This is a genomic window from Intrasporangium sp. (genome assembly GCF_030452765.1).
Classification (GTDB): Bacteria; Actinomycetota; Actinomycetes; order Actinomycetales; family Dermatophilaceae; genus Intrasporangium_A.
In genome coordinates this window covers 1-15483 of the sequence record NZ_JAKDLO010000044.1, presented here as the reverse complement: position 1 = coordinate 15483, position 15483 = coordinate 1, and the positions used below count along the sequence as shown (strand labels likewise).

The 15483-nt window shown below is 68.8% G+C and carries 16 protein-coding genes and 1 pseudogene; 12 read left to right on the top strand and 5 right to left on the bottom strand.

Annotation, left to right across the window (positions count from 1 at the left end; translation table 11 throughout):
• Nucleotides 1-20: 20 nt before the first annotated feature.
• Together glp and L0H79_RS07690 are read left to right on the top strand one after the other, a co-directional pair.
• The gene (glp, locus tag L0H79_RS07695) at nt 21-1217 is read left to right on the top strand and encodes a gephyrin-like molybdotransferase Glp (protein WP_301484008.1); all 1197 of its coding nucleotides are present in this window, start codon (nt 21-23) and stop codon (nt 1215-1217) included.
• A gap of 221 nt (nt 1218-1438) precedes the next feature.
• The gene (locus tag L0H79_RS07690) at nt 1439-1810 is read left to right on the top strand and encodes a DUF4282 domain-containing protein (protein WP_301484007.1); all 372 of its coding nucleotides are present in this window, start codon (nt 1439-1441) and stop codon (nt 1808-1810) included.
• A gap of 100 nt (nt 1811-1910) precedes the next feature.
• Here the strand turns inward: L0H79_RS07690 and L0H79_RS07685 are convergent, their stop codons facing one another.
• Together L0H79_RS07685 and fdhD are read right to left on the bottom strand one after the other, a co-directional pair.
• Nucleotides 1911-2249, bottom strand: a complete 339-nt coding sequence (locus L0H79_RS07685) for a YciI family protein (RefSeq protein WP_301484006.1) — start codon at nt 2247-2249, stop codon at nt 1911-1913.
• Nucleotides 2250-2357: 108 nt separating this feature from the next.
• Complete coding sequence (gene fdhD, locus L0H79_RS07680) at nt 2358-3206, bottom strand: formate dehydrogenase accessory sulfurtransferase FdhD (RefSeq protein WP_301484005.1); 849 nt, start codon at nt 3204-3206, stop codon at nt 2358-2360.
• Nucleotides 3207-3232: 26 nt separating this feature from the next.
• Here fdhD and L0H79_RS07675 point away from each other — a divergent pair, with 26 nt between their 5' ends.
• From L0H79_RS07675 to L0H79_RS07645, 7 genes are all read left to right on the top strand, one after another.
• Entirely contained in the window at nt 3233-3919 is a 687-nt protein-coding gene (locus tag L0H79_RS07675; protein WP_301484004.1) for a molybdenum cofactor guanylyltransferase, read from the top strand.
• Between the two features lie 166 nt (nt 3920-4085).
• Complete coding sequence (locus tag L0H79_RS07670) at nt 4086-6071, top strand: M4 family metallopeptidase (protein WP_301484003.1); 1986 nt, start codon at nt 4086-4088, stop codon at nt 6069-6071.
• A 207-nt stretch (nt 6072-6278) separates the two neighbouring features.
• Entirely contained in the window at nt 6279-7766 is a 1488-nt protein-coding gene (locus L0H79_RS07665) for an APC family permease (protein WP_301484002.1), read from the top strand.
• Nucleotides 7767-7862: 96 nt separating this feature from the next.
• Nucleotides 7863-9188: an NAD(P)/FAD-dependent oxidoreductase gene (locus L0H79_RS07660; RefSeq protein WP_301484001.1), complete on the top strand. Its 1326-nt coding sequence runs from the start codon at nt 7863-7865 to the stop codon at nt 9186-9188.
• 114 nt (nt 9189-9302) lie between these two features.
• Nucleotides 9303-10283, top strand: a complete 981-nt coding sequence (locus tag L0H79_RS07655; protein WP_301484000.1) for a helix-turn-helix domain-containing protein — start codon at nt 9303-9305, stop codon at nt 10281-10283.
• A 177-nt stretch (nt 10284-10460) separates the two neighbouring features.
• Nucleotides 10461-10781, top strand: a complete 321-nt coding sequence (locus L0H79_RS07650) for a nucleotidyltransferase family protein (protein ID WP_301483999.1) — start codon at nt 10461-10463, stop codon at nt 10779-10781.
• Nucleotides 10782-10809: 28 nt separating this feature from the next.
• Nucleotides 10810-11148: a DUF86 domain-containing protein gene (locus tag L0H79_RS07645; RefSeq protein WP_367652444.1), complete on the top strand. Its 339-nt coding sequence runs from the start codon at nt 10810-10812 to the stop codon at nt 11146-11148.
• Here L0H79_RS07645 and L0H79_RS07640 read toward each other — a convergent pair.
• Both L0H79_RS07640 and L0H79_RS22180 read right to left on the bottom strand, forming a co-directional pair.
• Nucleotides 11116-11787 (bottom strand): Type 1 glutamine amidotransferase-like domain-containing protein, encoded by a 672-nt coding sequence (locus L0H79_RS07640; RefSeq protein WP_301484020.1) that lies wholly within the window; start codon nt 11785-11787, stop codon nt 11116-11118. The genes L0H79_RS07645 and L0H79_RS07640 overlap by 33 nt on opposite strands.
• Before the next feature lie 50 nt (nt 11788-11837).
• Nucleotides 11838-12170 (bottom strand): class I SAM-dependent methyltransferase, encoded by a 333-nt coding sequence (locus L0H79_RS22180; RefSeq protein WP_367652443.1) that lies wholly within the window; start codon nt 12168-12170, stop codon nt 11838-11840.
• 296 nt (nt 12171-12466) lie between these two features.
• On the opposite strand from L0H79_RS22180, the gene L0H79_RS07635 reads away from it, so the two are divergent.
• From L0H79_RS07635 to L0H79_RS07625, 3 genes are all read left to right on the top strand, one after another.
• Entirely contained in the window at nt 12467-12901 is a 435-nt protein-coding gene (locus L0H79_RS07635) for a DUF6788 family protein (protein WP_301483998.1), read from the top strand.
• 347 nt (nt 12902-13248) lie between these two features.
• Nucleotides 13249-13485, top strand: coding sequence for a hypothetical protein (locus L0H79_RS07630; RefSeq protein WP_301483997.1), 237 nt, complete (start codon nt 13249-13251; stop codon nt 13483-13485).
• Nucleotides 13486-13487: 2 nt separating this feature from the next.
• Nucleotides 13488-14588 (top strand): hypothetical protein, encoded by a 1101-nt coding sequence (locus L0H79_RS07625; protein ID WP_301483996.1) that lies wholly within the window; start codon nt 13488-13490, stop codon nt 14586-14588.
• A gap of 41 nt (nt 14589-14629) precedes the next feature.
• On the opposite strand, the pseudogene L0H79_RS07620 reads toward L0H79_RS07625, so the two are convergent.
• Nucleotides 14630-15483 (bottom strand): annotated as a pseudogene (locus tag L0H79_RS07620) (hypothetical protein); the annotation flags it as partial.

The window sequence follows — 15483 nt, the reverse complement described above, 5'->3', positions numbered from 1 at the left end:
CAGCCTGACAGACTGACCCAGTGGGTCACGTTTCTGTCGTCGAACACCGCGCCGCCCTGCGCCGCGTTGTCGGGCCCGGGCGGGCCGAACGGCTCCCCCTCGACCGCCATGCCGTCGGTCGGCGGCTCACCGCCGACCTGATCGCCGCCGACGACCTGCCGCGCTTCGACAGCAGCGCCATGGACGGGTATGCCGCCCACCCCGCCCACGGCGGCCGGCGAGTCCTCGACGTGGTCGGGGACGTGCCCGCCGGCGCAGCCGCGGACTTCGTCGTGCGGCCGGGGCAGGCGGCTCGGATCATGACCGGCGCCCGGGTCCCGGAGGGGGCCGTCGCGGTCGTGCCGGTCGAGCGGACCGACGCGTCGCCGACCGGGCCGCCGCCGACGACGGTGACCGTGAGGGGCGACCTCACACCCGGTCGGCACATCCGTCGACGCGGCGAGGACATCGCTAGCGGGGAGACCGTCGCCCCGGCCGGGACGCTCGTCGATGCGGCCCTGCTCGCGCTTGCCCGGTCGACGGGCTGCACGGTGCTGACCGCGCACGCGCCGACACGCGTCGCGGTCATCGCGACCGGGGCCGAGCTTGCCGGGCCCGAGCACGACCCGGCCGCGGGGGAGATCCACGAGTCGAACTCCGACATGATCGCCGCACTGGCCCTCGAGGCGGGTTGCCTCGTCACCCACGTCGACAAGTGCTCCGACGACCCCGCCGAGCTCGCCGCACTCTTCACGGCGCTCGACGTCGCCGCCGATGTCGACCTGGTCATCACGACCGGAGGCGTGAGCCAAGGCGCATACGAGGTCGTCAGGCAGGTCGGCACCAGCTTCGGCGGGTTCGAGTTCGTGCACCTGGCAATGCAGCCCGGCGGCCCCCAGGGGACCGGCCGGCTGGCGGCCCGAACCCCGGTCGTGTGCCTGCCGGGCACCCCCGTCGGGGCTTACGTCTCCTTCGCGATGCTGTTGCGCCCAGCCCTCGACGAGCGGCACGGCAACCCACCTCGGCAGCCGGGCTGCGCGACATACGTGGGGGCGGAGCGAGGCACCCGACCGGGCCGGGTCCAGTTCGTCTCGGCCATCCTCGCCGGCGACGGCACCGTGTCGGCGGCGCCGGGGCATCATCTGCGGGCCCTGACCCGCGCCGACGCCCTCATCGAGGTGCCCGAGCAGGTCGAGCGGCTGTGCGCCGGTGACGAGGTCGTCGTCCACCGCCTGTGAACGGCGTGGCTCCGACGACTGCGCCGGTTCCAGGTCTCCAGGTCTCCGGGTCCCCCCGGCCAGCCCTGCTGTGCGTGCTCGTGGTTGTCATGACGACGAAAAGCGCGCACGACCCCGCGGTGGCCAGGAGCGCCGTCGCGCCGTTCCGGCGGGTGATGCGCCGGTAGGATGACCACGTCAGCGTCGCCGCCGGCGGCGGAGTCGATGTAAGGGGAGCACCGATGTCCGACGAGTCCACACCCGAGCGAGGCGCCTTCGGGGCACGACCCACACCGCCGCAGGGCGGAGCACTGGGTCCCGGCCCTGGCAGCGTCGGCTTCTTCTCGGCCCTCTTCGACTTCAGCTTCACGCACTTCGTGACGCCGAAGCTCGTCCGGTTCGTCTACGTCCTGATCACGGTGTTCCTCGGCCTGCTGTGGCTGGTCTCGACGATCACGGCGTTCGCGACCGACGCATCGGTCGGTCTGCTCGCCCTCGTGGGGGGCGGGTTCGTGTTCCTCATCTACCTGGCCCTGTCGCGGATGTCGCTCGAGTTCTTCCTCTCGGTCGTCCGCATGAGCGAGGACATCCACAAGCGTCTGCCGACTGCCTGACCGCGTCCCCTCGAGGGGTCCCTGCTGTGCGTGCTCGTGGTCGTCATGACGACGAAAAGCGCACACGGTACCGCGGTACCCGGCAACGCCGCACGGCACGTCAGGCGCCGAAGGGGCCCTCCTCGGCAGCCCACCGGCCCAGCGGCGGATCCCACTCGCGGACGACCCGGCGCAGCACGAAGCCGTTCTGCCAGTACGGGTCGTGCTCGAACGTCGAGACCACCTCGTCGATCGAGCCGGCCTCGTAGGCGATGAGTGCTGCATGCGGCGGCTCCTCGTCGCTCGGCTCGCCCTCGGAGACCTCGTGGTGACCGGCCTGGTACATCCCGGCCACGAGCACGCCGTGCAGACCGGTGAGCCACTCGCGGTGCTCGGGCCGGACCTTCAGCAACTCGGTCAGGTCGTCGGGATAGGTGTAGTGGATCGCATAGATCCCCATGTCGTCCTCCTGGATTCGGTCTGTCGTTCGGGTGGTCTGTCGCGTTGATCGGTCGGTCTGGCCGGTGAGACTCGGTCACGGTCCGGGGCTGCCGCTTCCGGACCTGGGTCAGTCGGTGGTCACGCGAGCCGGCCCGGCATACACGTTGAGCCGGCCGCCCCGGACGAAGCCGACGAGCGTCATACCGGCATCCTGCGCCACCTCGACTGCCAACGACGACGGCGCGGAGACCGCTGCCAGACAAGGGATCCCCGCCATGAGAGCCTTCTGGGTCAGCTCGAACGAGGCCCGGCCCGACACCATCAGAACCGTTCCGCCGGCCGGCAGCTTGGTCTCGAGCAGCGCCCAGCCGACCACCTTGTCGACCGCGTTGTGACGCCCGACGTCCTCGCGCACCACGAGCGCCTCGCCGTCTGCGGTGAACAGTCCCGCCGCGTGCAGCCCGCCGGTCTTGTCGAAGGAGTGCTGCTGCGTGCGCAACCGGTCCGGCAGCCCCGCCAGGACGGCCGCCGCGACCCGCAGCGGGTCGTCGCGCACCTGCCAGGTCGCCTCGGCGCGAAGCTGGTCGATGCTCGCCTTGCCGCAGACCCCGCAGGCCGACGACGTGAAGAACGCGCGCGTCGATTCCTCGGCGGGCGCCGCCACACCGGGCGCGAGCGTCACGTCGAGGACGTTGTACGTGTTCTGCTCGTGCCCCGTCTCGTCGGAGACCACCGCGCCTTCGCAGTACCGGGCGAGCCTGACGTCATCGGTCGACCGGATGACCCCCTCGGAGACGAGGAAGCCGTGGACGAGCTCTATGTCGTGCCCGGGGGTCCGCATCGTCACCGTGAGCGGCCGTCCGTCGACCCGGATCTCGAGCGGCTCCTCGACGCTCAGCGTGTCCGGCCGGGTGCGCTCGGTCCCTGCGCCCACGTCGATGGACCTCACCTTGTGCCGGACCGTCACCCGTCCCATGGCACCAGCGTGCCAGACTCGGCTGTGTGCAGTCGCTCGGCATCATCGTCCTGACCGGAGGTGGGTCGACCCGGATGGGTCGCCACAAGCCTGCTCTCGACGTCGGAGGTCGCCCCATCGTCGGGCGCGTCCTCGCAGCGTGTGCCGGGTTGCCGACCGTTGTCGTCGGCGACGGCGCAGGCGTCCCGGAGGGTGTGCTCGTGGTGCGCGAGGAGCCTCCCGGCGGGGGCCCGGTCGCCGGCATCGCCGCGGGCTTCACCGCCCTGATCGGTCCGTATGCCGCTCACCCGGGTCCGGCTGCCCCGCGCCTGCAGCGCGGGGCCGGGGCTCGCCGGCTCGACCGGGTCGCCGTGCTGGCCGGCGACCTGCCCTTCCTCACCCGGGCGGCGCTCGAGGATCTCGTCGAGGCGCTCGAGTCCGACCCGTCCGCCGAGCTCGCGCTGCCCGTCGATGCCGACCAGCACGTCAACTGGCTCTGCGGGGTCTGGCGTACAGCCGTGCTCGCCCGGTGTCTCCTCGCCGTCGGCGACCCCTCCGGGGTCAGCGTGCGACGGCTCATCGACAGCTCGTCCCGGGCCCTCGTCGCCGACCACACCGGCTGGTCGGCCGACGTCGACACTCCCGAGGATCTCGCCGCCGCCCGGGCCGCCGCACACGCTCCGGCAGACGGTCGCGCTCCCTCCTCAGCACGGAAGTCCAGGGGCGTTTCCTGAACGTTCTGTCAAGGAATCGTCAAGAATCGCGCATCCCGAACCAAGGTCGCGTATGGGCTTGGCAAAGACTTGTCCAGCACCGTTGACGTCGGTTCCCCGCTGCTGCAAGGTTCGCTCCACTCCGGTCAACGCCGACCGAGATGGACCACCGACAAGGGGACATCCCATGCATCGACTCGCGACAGGCTTGGGGACCGGCGGTCTCCTCGCTCTCGCCCTGGCCGCCTCGCCGGCCGCACCTGCGCTCGCCGGCCCGAGCAGCACCCCGGCAACAGGGGAGAGGCGCATCGTCACATCCGTCGTCCACGACCGGGACGGTGCGACGCACGTCCGCTATGAGCGCACCTGGAACGGGCTGCGAGTCATCGGCGGAGACCTCGTCTCGCACCGCAACGCCAAGGGCGCCGTGACCGGCGTGACGTACAACCACGGCCGCGTGCTCGTCGTACCCCCCACCTCCACACCGACCATCAGCAAGAGTGCTGCTCGCAGCGCAGGCCTCGCCGCATCCCAGGCTCGACAGGAGCAGGCCTCGCCCGCCGAGGTCGTCGTCTTCCTGACCGACCGAGGTGCCCGACTCGCCTACGAGGTCGTGACCGAGGGCATCCGGGCCGACCAGACGCCGAGCCGCCTGCACACCATCGTCGATGCGACCACCGGCGCGACGCTGCAGTCGTGGGACGACATCAAGACCGGCACCGGGCACGGCATCTTCGTCGGTACGGTGCCCCTCGGCACCACGGCAGGCTCGGGCAGCTACACCCTCGAGGATGCGCACGGCAACTACACGACCGACCTGCGCAACCGCAGGTCGGGCAGCGGCACGACGTTCACCGACGCCGACGACGTCTGGGGCGACGGCAGCCAGAGCAACCGCCAGTCCGCCGGTGTCGACGCCCACTACGGGGCCGAGAAGACCTACGACTACTACGACACCGTGCTCGGCCGCGCCGGCATCTGGGACAACGGCCAGGGCGCCCGCTCCCGGGTCCACTACGGCAACAGCTACGTCAACGCGTTCTGGGATGGCACCCAGATGACCTACGGAGACGGGGCCAACAACCAGCACCCGCTCGTCGAGCTCGACGTCGCGGGCCACGAGATGAGCCATGGCGTCACGGAGAACACCGCGAACCTGGACTACTCGGGTGAGGCCGGGGGACTCAACGAGGCCACCTCCGACATCTTCGGCACGGCGGTCGAGTGGTATGCCGACAACGCCAGCGACACCCCCGACTTCCTCATCGGCGAGGAGATCGACATCAACGGCGACGGCACGCCGCTGCGCTACCTGGACAAGCCGAGCAAGGACGGCGCGTCGAAGGACTGCTGGAGCGGCAGCCTCGGCAGCCTCGACCCGCACTACTCCTCCGGCCCGCTCAACCACTGGTACTTCCTCGCCTCGAACGGCTCCGGTGCGCGCACCATCAACGGCGTCGGCTACAACAGCCCGACGTGCAACGGCGCCAGCGTGACCGGCATCGGGCACGAGAAGGTCGAGAAGATCTGGTACCGGGCCCTGTCGAGGTACCTCACCTCCTCGAGCGACTATGCCGCCGCGCGGAACGCGTCGATCAAGGCCGCCAAGGACCTGTACGGCACCGACAGCGCCGAGTGCACGGCCGTCGCCGGCGCCTTCTCGGCGATCAGCGTCGCCGCCGGGTCCGAGACCTGCGGCAACACCCCGCCCCCGCCCCCGCCATCGGGTGACAGCTGGGTGACCAACGGTGGCTTCGAGTCCGGCCAGACCGGTTGGACCGGCACGTCCGGCCCGATCACCGACAACGCGGGCCGCGCCGCACACAGCGGCTCTTGGAAGATGTGGCTCGGCGGCAACGGCCGCAGGGCCACCGAGACCGAGCAGCAGGCCTTCACCGTCCCCTCGTCGGCGGCGAACCCGACGCTGACGTACTGGATCCGCATCGACACCGACGAGTACTCGACGCGGTACGCCTACGACACGATGAAGGTGTCGCTGAACGGCACGAACGTCAAGAGCTACTCCAACCTCTCCGCGAACGGCTCCTACGCGAAGGTCTCGGTCGACCTGTCCGGCTACAAGGGCACGTCGGTGACGCTCAAGTTCACGATGCAGGAGGACCGCTCCTTCCAGACGAGCTTCGTCGTCGACGACGTGAGCGCACAGGGCTGAGCCCCAGCCCCGCGCCCCGGTCGGTATGCCGCTCAACCCGCTGAGCGGCATACCGACCTGTGTTTGTCGATTCGCGCAGACTGCTTGTCTGCGCCTGCCGGGACCGCTCCTGGCTGTTCCGGTGGTCCCGGTCGGCTGCCTACAGTCTCTCCACAGGGGACAGGAGCCTCGATGGCGAGGCCTGACGACCTGGAGGAACGACATCCCATGACACCACCGTCCACGACCGCCTCGACGAGCGAGCACCTGTCTACGCAGGCGGGTCTGGCGCGCCGCACCCTCACGGTCCGGCACCTCGTCTTCCTCATCATCGCGGCCTCTGCGCCGCTGACGGTCGTCGCGGGTGGCGCCCCGACGAGCTTCGCCGTGACCGGGCTGACCGGTGTGCCGGTCGGCTATCTCGGGCTCGGGATCATCCTGGTCGTGTTCGCCGTCGGCTACGGGGCGATGAGCGCCCACGTGCACAACGCCGGCGCCTTCTACGCCTACGTGAGCTCGGGCCTGGGGGTGCGTCAGGGGATCGGGGCCGCGATGCTGGCGCTGGTCAGCTACAACGCGATGCAGATCGGTCTGTACGGCATCTTCGGGTTCGCCCTCTCGTCGCTGGTCTCCGCCAAGACCGGCCTCGACCTGCCGTGGTGGGGCGCAGCCCTGATCGGCTTCGTCGCCGTCGGCTGGCTGGGCATGAACAAGATCGACCTGTCGGCGAAGGTCGTCGGGGTCCTGGTGCTCCTGGAGTTCGCCGTCGTCATCGTCGTCGACGTCATCTCCTTCATGGTCGCGCCCGAGGGTGTCACCGCAGCGCCGTTCGCACCGGAGGCGTGGGCCACCCACGGGATCGGCGCCATCCTCGCCTTCGGGATCGCCGCGTTCATGGGCTTCGAGTCCGGGGCCATCTACAGCGAGGAGGTCAAGGACCCGCGGCGGTCGGTTGCCCGCGCGACCTTCATCGCCGTCGCGATCATCTCGCTGTTCTACGCGTTCTCCTCCTGGGCGCTCGCCGTCGGGGTGGGGGTCTCCGACATCGTGCCGCTGTCGCAGAAGTACGGTCCGGACCTCGTGTTCGTCTTCCTCGAGCAGCAGGGCTCGACCCTCATGGCCGACATCGGCAACGTCCTTTTCATCACCAGCCTCTTCGCGGCCCTCATGGCGTTCCACCACGCCGCGGCCCGGTACTTCTTCTCCCTCGGCCGGTCACGGGTCCTCCCGCGTTTGCTGGCTGCCTCGGGGCGCCACAACCACGCGCCGATCGCCGGCTCGATGGCCCAGTCCGTGCTGGCGCTCGCCCTCATCGTCATCTTCGCGATCGCCGGTGCCGGGTCCGAGCTCGGGGCGCTGTTCCCGGTCGTCACGATGTTCACCTGGCTGACCAACGCCGCAGCGTTCGGCCTGGTCTTCCTCCTGTGCGTGACCTCGCTGGCGGTCATCGCCTACTTCCGGACCGACCACCGGGGCTACTCGCCGCTCGTGCGGCTGTGGGCGCCCGCGGTGTCGGCCCTTGCCCTGGGCATCGTCTTCGTCCTCATCCTGGTCAACTTCGACGTGATGATCGGCGCCGAGGGCCCCTCGCCGCTCGTGGTCGTCATGCCCGCGATCATCATCGGAGCCGGCGTCGTCGGGCTCGTCTGGGGCGAGATCCTGCGCCGGAGCAAGCCGGAGGTCTTCGCCGGGCTGCGCGACGCGGACGTCGGCTGACGGGCCCGGAGGCATGCACCGGTCAGATCCACCTACCTCATTGCACCCCCTCAACTCGGCCGCACTCGGCTGAACGGAACGAAGGAAGTGGTCCCCTTGACGAACAAGGTCCTCGTTGTCGGAGCCGGCTTCGCCGGGCTCATCGCCGCTCGCGAGCTGCGGGCCGCCGGGTCGGAGGTCGAGATCTTCGAGGCACGCGACCGGATCGGCGGGCGTGCCTGGACCGAGCAGCGGATGGGCTACACCCTCGAGCTCGGCGCGACGTGGGTGCACTGGATGCAGCCCTTCGTCTGGAGCGAGATCGTCCGCTACGGCCAGACCATCTACCCCAGCCCCGAATACGAGCGCGCGTACTGGCTGGGCGGTGGGGTCCTGCACGAAGGCGCGGAGGACGACCTCGACGCCACCCTGCAGCGTCCGCAGGCCAAGATCTTCGAGGGGTCAGCGGAGTTCTTCCCCTACCCGCACGACCCGCTGTACGTGCTGAGCCCCGACTACGCCGGGCCGGCCGACGTGCCCGGCCGCTTCCGGGCCGCCGACCAGGGCAGCGTGCTCGACGCGCTGCGGGACGGCACCTTCTCCCAGGAGGAGATCGACGTCTGCGACGCGTACTGGGCGGCCGGGTACAACGGCGACCCGGCCACCGCCTCGCCCCTGATGGCCAAGCACTGGGCGGCGCTGTCGGACCACCGGCTCTCCCTGCTCGACGAGCAGACCCTGAAGTTCAAGCTGACCGACGGGATGCGCGGCCTCTACGAGGCGATCGCCGCAGACCTGAGGTGCCCGATCCACCTGTCCACCCCCGTCAGCCGGGTGGAGCACGGCCAGGACGGTGCGCGCATCACGCTCGAGGACGGGTCGGTCCGGGAAGCCGACGCGGTCATCGTCACGGTGCCGATCGGAGCGCTCGGCCAGGTCGAGTTCGCTCCCGAGCTGCCCCGGCCGATGCGCAGGGTGGTCGACGAGCGCACCAACAGCACCGGCTTCAAGATCTGGATCAAGATCGAGGGGCACCACTCCTTCATCGCCACCGCTCCGGGGCAGAGCCCGATCGCGATGACCAAGAGCGAGTACTTCCTCGACGACGGCACGACGATCCTCGTCGGGTTCGGGCCGGACCACACGAAGATCAACCTGCAGGACACGGCCCAGGTGCAGCAGATCCTGCGCCAATGGCGCCCCGATCTGACCGTGGTGGACTGCGACGGGCACGACTGGTGCGCGGACCCGTGGAGCGGCGAGACGTGGGCGACCGTCAAGTCCGGCCAGTTCACCGACGGCTGGCACCACTTCCACAACACGGACAGCCGCCTGTACTTCGCCGGAGCGGACTTCGCCAAGGGCTGGAACGGCGTCGTCGTCGACGGTGCCATCGAGATGGGCATCACGGCGGCGCGCCGGGTGCTTCGCGAGCTCGGCTGACCAGTCAGGGAGATCGCGGGTGCACGCTTCCCCTACTGGACGTACTGGACGAGTGATGGTGAATCGTATACGATAGTGGATCTGAACCGTGTTTCTCCAACGAGGGAGCGAGCAGTGCCGCGTCTTGGTGGTGATGTCGTCGAGCTGGCACCTGTGCGCCCACCGCTCCACCTGGGCTCGTGGCGTGCTGCCATCAACAACAGTTTCGTCCCGCTGCAGATCGACGAGGCTGACGGGGTTGCGTTCCGAGGAAGCCTCGCGAGCACCGTGGTCGAGGATGTCTCCGTCTTCGAGATCCGCGCGACGCCGCACGTCGTGAACCGTACGGAGGAGCTCATCGAGCAGGTCGAGGGCCGCTACTACAAGCTGAGCCTGCAGCTGGCGGGCTCGGCCCTGCTCGAGCAGGACGGCCGAGAAGCGCGGCTCCGCCCCGGTGACCTGGCCATCTATGACACCCACCGGCCCTATCGCCTGAGCTTTCCCGGGCCGAACCACGCGTTGGTCGTCATGTTCCCGCACGAAGCCGTCGACCTGCCCCGCGACGAGGTCGCCAGGGTGACCGCCGCGCGCTTCCCGAGCGACCAAGGACTCGGACGGGTCATCAACCCCTTCTTCATCGAGCTCGGGCGCAACCTCGACCAGCTGCGCGGCTCGCACGCCTCCAGGCTGGTGCGCTCCGCGCTGGACCTGCTCGTCACCATGCTTTCGCAGGAGCTGTCCCGGGCCGCCGACGGTGCGGTGAGCCCAGCGCGCAGTCTCGCCCGGGAGGTCCGGGAGTACATCCTGGCCAACCTCGGCGACCCCGACCTCACGCCCGCCTCCATCGCCCAGGCGCACTACATCTCCACCCGGCACCTCTACACGATCTTCTCCGCCGAGGGCGAGACGGTCTCCGCATGGATCCGGGCCCGGCGGCTCGAGCGCATCCGGCGCGACCTGACCGACCCGCTCCACGCCGGCCACCCGGTCTCCGCCATCGCAGCCCAATGGGGGCTGCACGACGCGGCCCACTTCAGCCGGGTGTTCAAGGCGGAGTACGGCCAGTCCCCGAGCGCCTACCGGGAGAGCGCCACTGCGCGCGTCAGCGTGGCCTGAGGCAGTCAGCCGAAGCGGTGTACGGCCGCCGACACGTTGGTGCCGCGCCTGTTGAGCGATCAACTGACCATGAGGGACTCGGCTCCTTGGTGGTTGACGCGCGACCCGCCGCGCGGACTTCTACGGCGCGGGTCGAGGGAAAGACGTGCGGACTTTCGCGCGGTCTACCCTTGTCGCGTGAGCACCGTGACCAGACAGAGCGAGTCGCTGCGCGCAGCGATTGCGAGCCATCGCGGTGCCTTCGACGCGATCATGCACCGTTACGCGGCGACGAACCCGCGACTATTCGGTTCGGTCGCCCGCGGCGACGCCACGCCGGACAGCGACATCGACCTCTTGGTGGACCTGTTACCCGGTGGCGGCAACGAACTGCTGCGAGTCTCCGGCATCGCCGACGAGCTGACCGAGATCCTCGGGACCAGGGTCGATGTCGTGGCCGCATCCCTGCTGCGCGGCGAGGTTTCCTCGAGCGCTCTGGCTGACGCGGTGGTGGTGTGAGCCGGTCGGAGGATGAGCGGTTCGCGGCATCCTTGACGCGATCCACCGGTGCCAGGAGTACGCACCGCACCTGCGCTCGGGCGGCCTCGCATCAATGGCCTACGACGCTCTTCTGCGAAGCCTTGCCGTCATTGGTGAGGCTGTGCGGTCGCTGCCGAGCGAGACTCGAGCGGTCTTGCCTGACGTGCCGTGGGCCTCGATCGCCGGCCTGCGCAACATCGTCGTGCATGAGTACTTCCGAGTGAATCCCGAGCTGATCCTCGATATCGTCGATCACCAGCTCGTCGACCTGGCCAGTTTGGCCAGCGCGATAAACTGTTGCAGTTTGCAACGGTTACGAGGGAAAGTGCTTCCAGTGCCCTTCTGACACCACCTCCAGGGTGCCGTCGGCCACCTTGATGGCCGTCTCGTCGTCCATCGCGTAGGCCGGACCCGCGATGCCATCCGCCCATTGCTCCGCCTCGGCCATGGAGTTGCCCGGCATGCCGTCGGGAGCCAGATGGGGGCAGATGGAGAAGTCGACGAGGCCGAGGGTGCTGTCATCCCCGGTCGGCGGTCTCCACTGGATGAAGTCTTCCCCGACCTCGGGGGTCATCACCATGCTCCCGGCGCTCAGCCCCACCCAGACCGTCTCGCTCAGCGACGGAATCAGGTCCGCCAGCCCAGACTGCCGCATCCAATAGCACAGGTAGAGAACATCCCCGCCCGCCACCAGGAGCACGTCGGTCTCCCGGACCAGGGGCACCCAGCGCTCTTCATCGATGCTGGGCAGCGCGGTCAGCTCGAGCACGCCGACGGACTTCCAGCCCAGGTCGACCATGGGATTCTGGGAGTTCCCACTGATGAACTGCCAAGCCTTGGCGCCAGTGCCAACCCAGGGGTGCCCGTACATCGCCGTGGGGATGCACAGAGCGCTCGAGTCGGCGATCGGCTTGCCCCGCAGATCGACCAGCGCATCACGGATGCTCGGGTTGGTGACCCCGCCAGAGGTCAGGAGAAGCCTCATTGCTTGCATGCCTCCAGATATCATGGCCGATCCCAGAGGGGCCAGCGTGGTCAACCCCCACCGGGGAGCACCCGAGAGGTGTTCACACCGTATACACCCGAAGCCTCGGCAGGGTGCTCTGGCTGACGGAGCATTCCGGGACCCCAAAAGGGTGCGCGTACGTCTCGGGGCTGCGACGCGCGAACAGGACCCGCATCGGGAGGCCGCCGTAACCCTCTGTCTTGATGTAGCTGCTTTTCGCCCACGTGGCCGTCGAGCATGAGGAAACCGCCCGACGCGGTGACGCGAGCCAACTCTCGGACGGCGATCCTGAGATCGTCGTCCGGGACGTGGTGCAGCACGTACCGGCAGAAGACCCCTGCGGACCCCTGCGGCCACGACATCGGCCAGTGGGATATGGGTTAGCGATGCGGCGGTAAAGCAGAGGACAGGAGGCCCGGACATGTGATGACCTCACGCGGCGACCTGACGAACCGGCCCTGACCCCCTCGCCGCGGTCGCGGTCGGGGCATCGCACGTCCTCGACGGTAGACCTCGGCCACCACCGCTTCGTCCGCAGGCGGCGAAGTGACGCGGCCTTCTCGCGAAGGGTGTGAGTCGTGGTCGTGTCGGTCCGTGAGTTTGTGCAGGTCATTCCCTAGTCTGATTATGGATAGCATAATCAGACCAGGGAGGCGGCATGGGCAAGGACTACTCGGCGATGACGACGGAGCAGCTCGAGGCGCTGCGCCAGCTGGTACTCGACCGGATCGCCGCGGTGCCGGCCTTCCGGCGCGGGTCCTTGCAGGTGGGCTACCGCAAGTGCGGACGCGCGAACTGCCGGTGTGCCCGCCCCGGTGAGCAAGGGCACGGCCCGCGCGGGCTGTGGACCCGCACAGTCAAGGGGCCAGGCGGCTCGCGTGGGCAGTACATCCCCCTCGAGCAGATCGAGCAGGTCCGGGCCGAGCTGGACAGCTACGCCCAGTTCGCCGGCCTGATCGAGGACTACGTCGAGATCAACGAGGCGCTCTGCACAGCGAAGATCGGGCCGCCGGGGCGAGGCCGCAAACGTGCCGCGCCTGCCACCCCCGGCCCGGACGGGGAAAAAAGGGGCTCTACGACCCGGACGCGGTGACCGCCCTGGCCGAGCAGGTCGCCGACCTCGCCGCGGCCGGCTTACGCGACGGCGGCGTCGCGTCCGCCAACGCCTGACGCACCGTGCGCCGATGCACCCGATGCCCACGTGCCAACTCCCGAATCGAGGCACCCTCACGAGCGTCCCGTCGGATACGTTCGAACTGCTCCACTCTCGATCTCTCCTTCACGCCACTGGCCTCCAGCTCGTCTTTGGTCTGACAAGCCGGAACATAGAGGCAGGCGGGTCGAGAGTGGGGCCAAATCAAGCCATCATAACGGCCCTAACTGGGGCCACTTGAGGCTGTCACAACCAGGCTGCGGCGCGACGACTTTCTCCACCACCTCGTGCACGCCACCGGCAGCCTCGACGACCCCGCAACAGCGGCCATCGACTGGCTCGCAGCGGCCACCGCCCTCGACCTCGGACAGCTACCCTGCTCGGCCAGCGAAGCCCGCATGCTCCGCCTCGCCGCGAGCCTGGCCATCGGAATCCCCGTCGACCTGCGCGACACGCTCACCGGCCTGGACCACAACAACGCCGAGCGGATCATCCGCGCGGTCAAGCACGCCACTGAACGCTAACCGTGACACCGCTAGCCATCTCCAAGTTCGGAGAATGGCTGAACGGGCATGAGTGGGCCAAGCGTCAGGCGAGCAAGGCGGGGATCGGCTGGAGCGCCCTGGCGAACGGGTTCGCCTCGTGTCAGGACCCGGCCGGCCTGCAGGCGATCTGTGACCGGCTGGGCCCGGCCCAGATCCAGGGGTTCTTCGACCGGTGGCTGCAGCGGCTGCCGGTGCCGTTGAGTGCCGCGGACCGGGCGGGCGGGTACTGGTGGGAGCTGTCGATGCGCCAGATCGAGACCTCCCGCACGCTGGTGTTCGACCAGCCCCGTAACGGTCGGGCGTTCTTCGAGGCGCTGGTCGCGGACAACCTCGACCTGGGCCGGCCCGAGCAGATCGAGTTGATCTTCGGCAAGAAGGTCTTGCCGTCGACGCCCGGCGTCTTTGCTACCCGGGTGCTCACCCGCGGCGTCGATGTCACCGTCAACGTCGGCTACAAGCACTCCCGCACCAAGGAGTACTTCAAGGAGGGCCGCGCCCTGCGGATCGAGACCGTCGTGAACGACCCGACCGATCTGGGGGTGCTGCGCCGCCTGGTCCATCTACCCGAACTGCAGGCCAAGGCCCGTGACGTCAACCGTCGACTGTTGGATCATGAACATGTCGGTCAGGGCTGCGTCCTTGCCAGTCCAGCCTTTGAGCGGATTGCGCGACCGTCCCTGGAGGACGGGCGGAAGGCCCCAGCCCTAAGGTTCGGCGACCCTCGGGTCCAGGCCCTGGCCGGCGCCCTGGCCATCACCGCACACCTGGTCGGCGGCTTCTCCAACCGTTCCCTGCGACCCCTGGTCGCCGAGCTGCTCGGCGAGCCGTACAGCCAGGCCCGCTGCTGCTACGACCTGCGCCGCCTCAAGCGCAAAGGCCTGATCGTCCGGCTCGAGCACTCCAACACCTACGTCCTGACCGACGACGGGCAACGCTTCGCCGTCTTCTACACCAAGGTCCACAACCGGCTCCTGCGCCCGCTGATGGCAGCCACCACCGGCCCCACTACCGGTCCGGCAGCCCTACGCGTGCTCGAGCACGCCGTCACCGACTACATCACCCAAGCCGGAATCGCGGCCTAAAGAGTCGGCCTAAGTGTCAAAACCACAGCGACCAAGGATCGCTAGTTGCGCACGGCTCCATCAATTGCTCGATCGACTTCGTCGACACCAAGTTCGAGCAGGCGATCAAGGATATCGAGTAGCGCCGTGATGCGCGGTCGGTCGCGAGTCTGTGCTAACCCCCGGACCACCAGATCCGAGATGTAATGGGCATCCGCGGCAGCGCCGGTCCTGATGTCGGCCACGCCTTCACCATGGATTCTCAGAAAGTGGTGTGCAGCAAGGTCGACGAGATCGTCGACCTTGTCCGACGCTTCCTGGAGCGTGATGAGCAGTTGCCGGGTCGCGTGCACGTAGCTTGGTGACGCGATCAAGTCAGCCAGGAACCCGGCGTAGGGGCGCAGGTCGCCTCCACGCAGGTGAATTGCCAGGGTGCCGACTTCCTTCCGGACCTCCTCTTCCGCGTCGTGCATCAGGCGGCGCAGGGTCGACATCACCAGCTCCGAATCGGCGGAGCGATCGACTCTCGCGGCGCAGACTCCGGCTGCACCACTTCGCACCTCAATGACGCCTGCCAGGGCTCGCTCCATGAGCGCGGGACGACCCCATTGCAGCGCGGCGAATGCCGCCATGCGACCCCCTGCCCTCCGAACCTCGGCATCTGTTGAGCTGAGCATGCGATCGATGACCGGATCGATTACTTCTGGATCGGCGTTGCCGATGTAGATCATCAGAGCGTCCAACCTGTCCGAGGCGAGCAGGAGGTCGTCGGCGTCGATGAGGAGTTCGAAGGCCGCGTAGGCCGATGGGCGTGCATGCCGTAGGCAGGCAGCGATGGTGTGGGCGACGCAGGCGCGGACGCTAAGTACAGGATCGCTCGCCAGCTCGGCGAGGTGTGGGGCCACGAGTTCCGTGC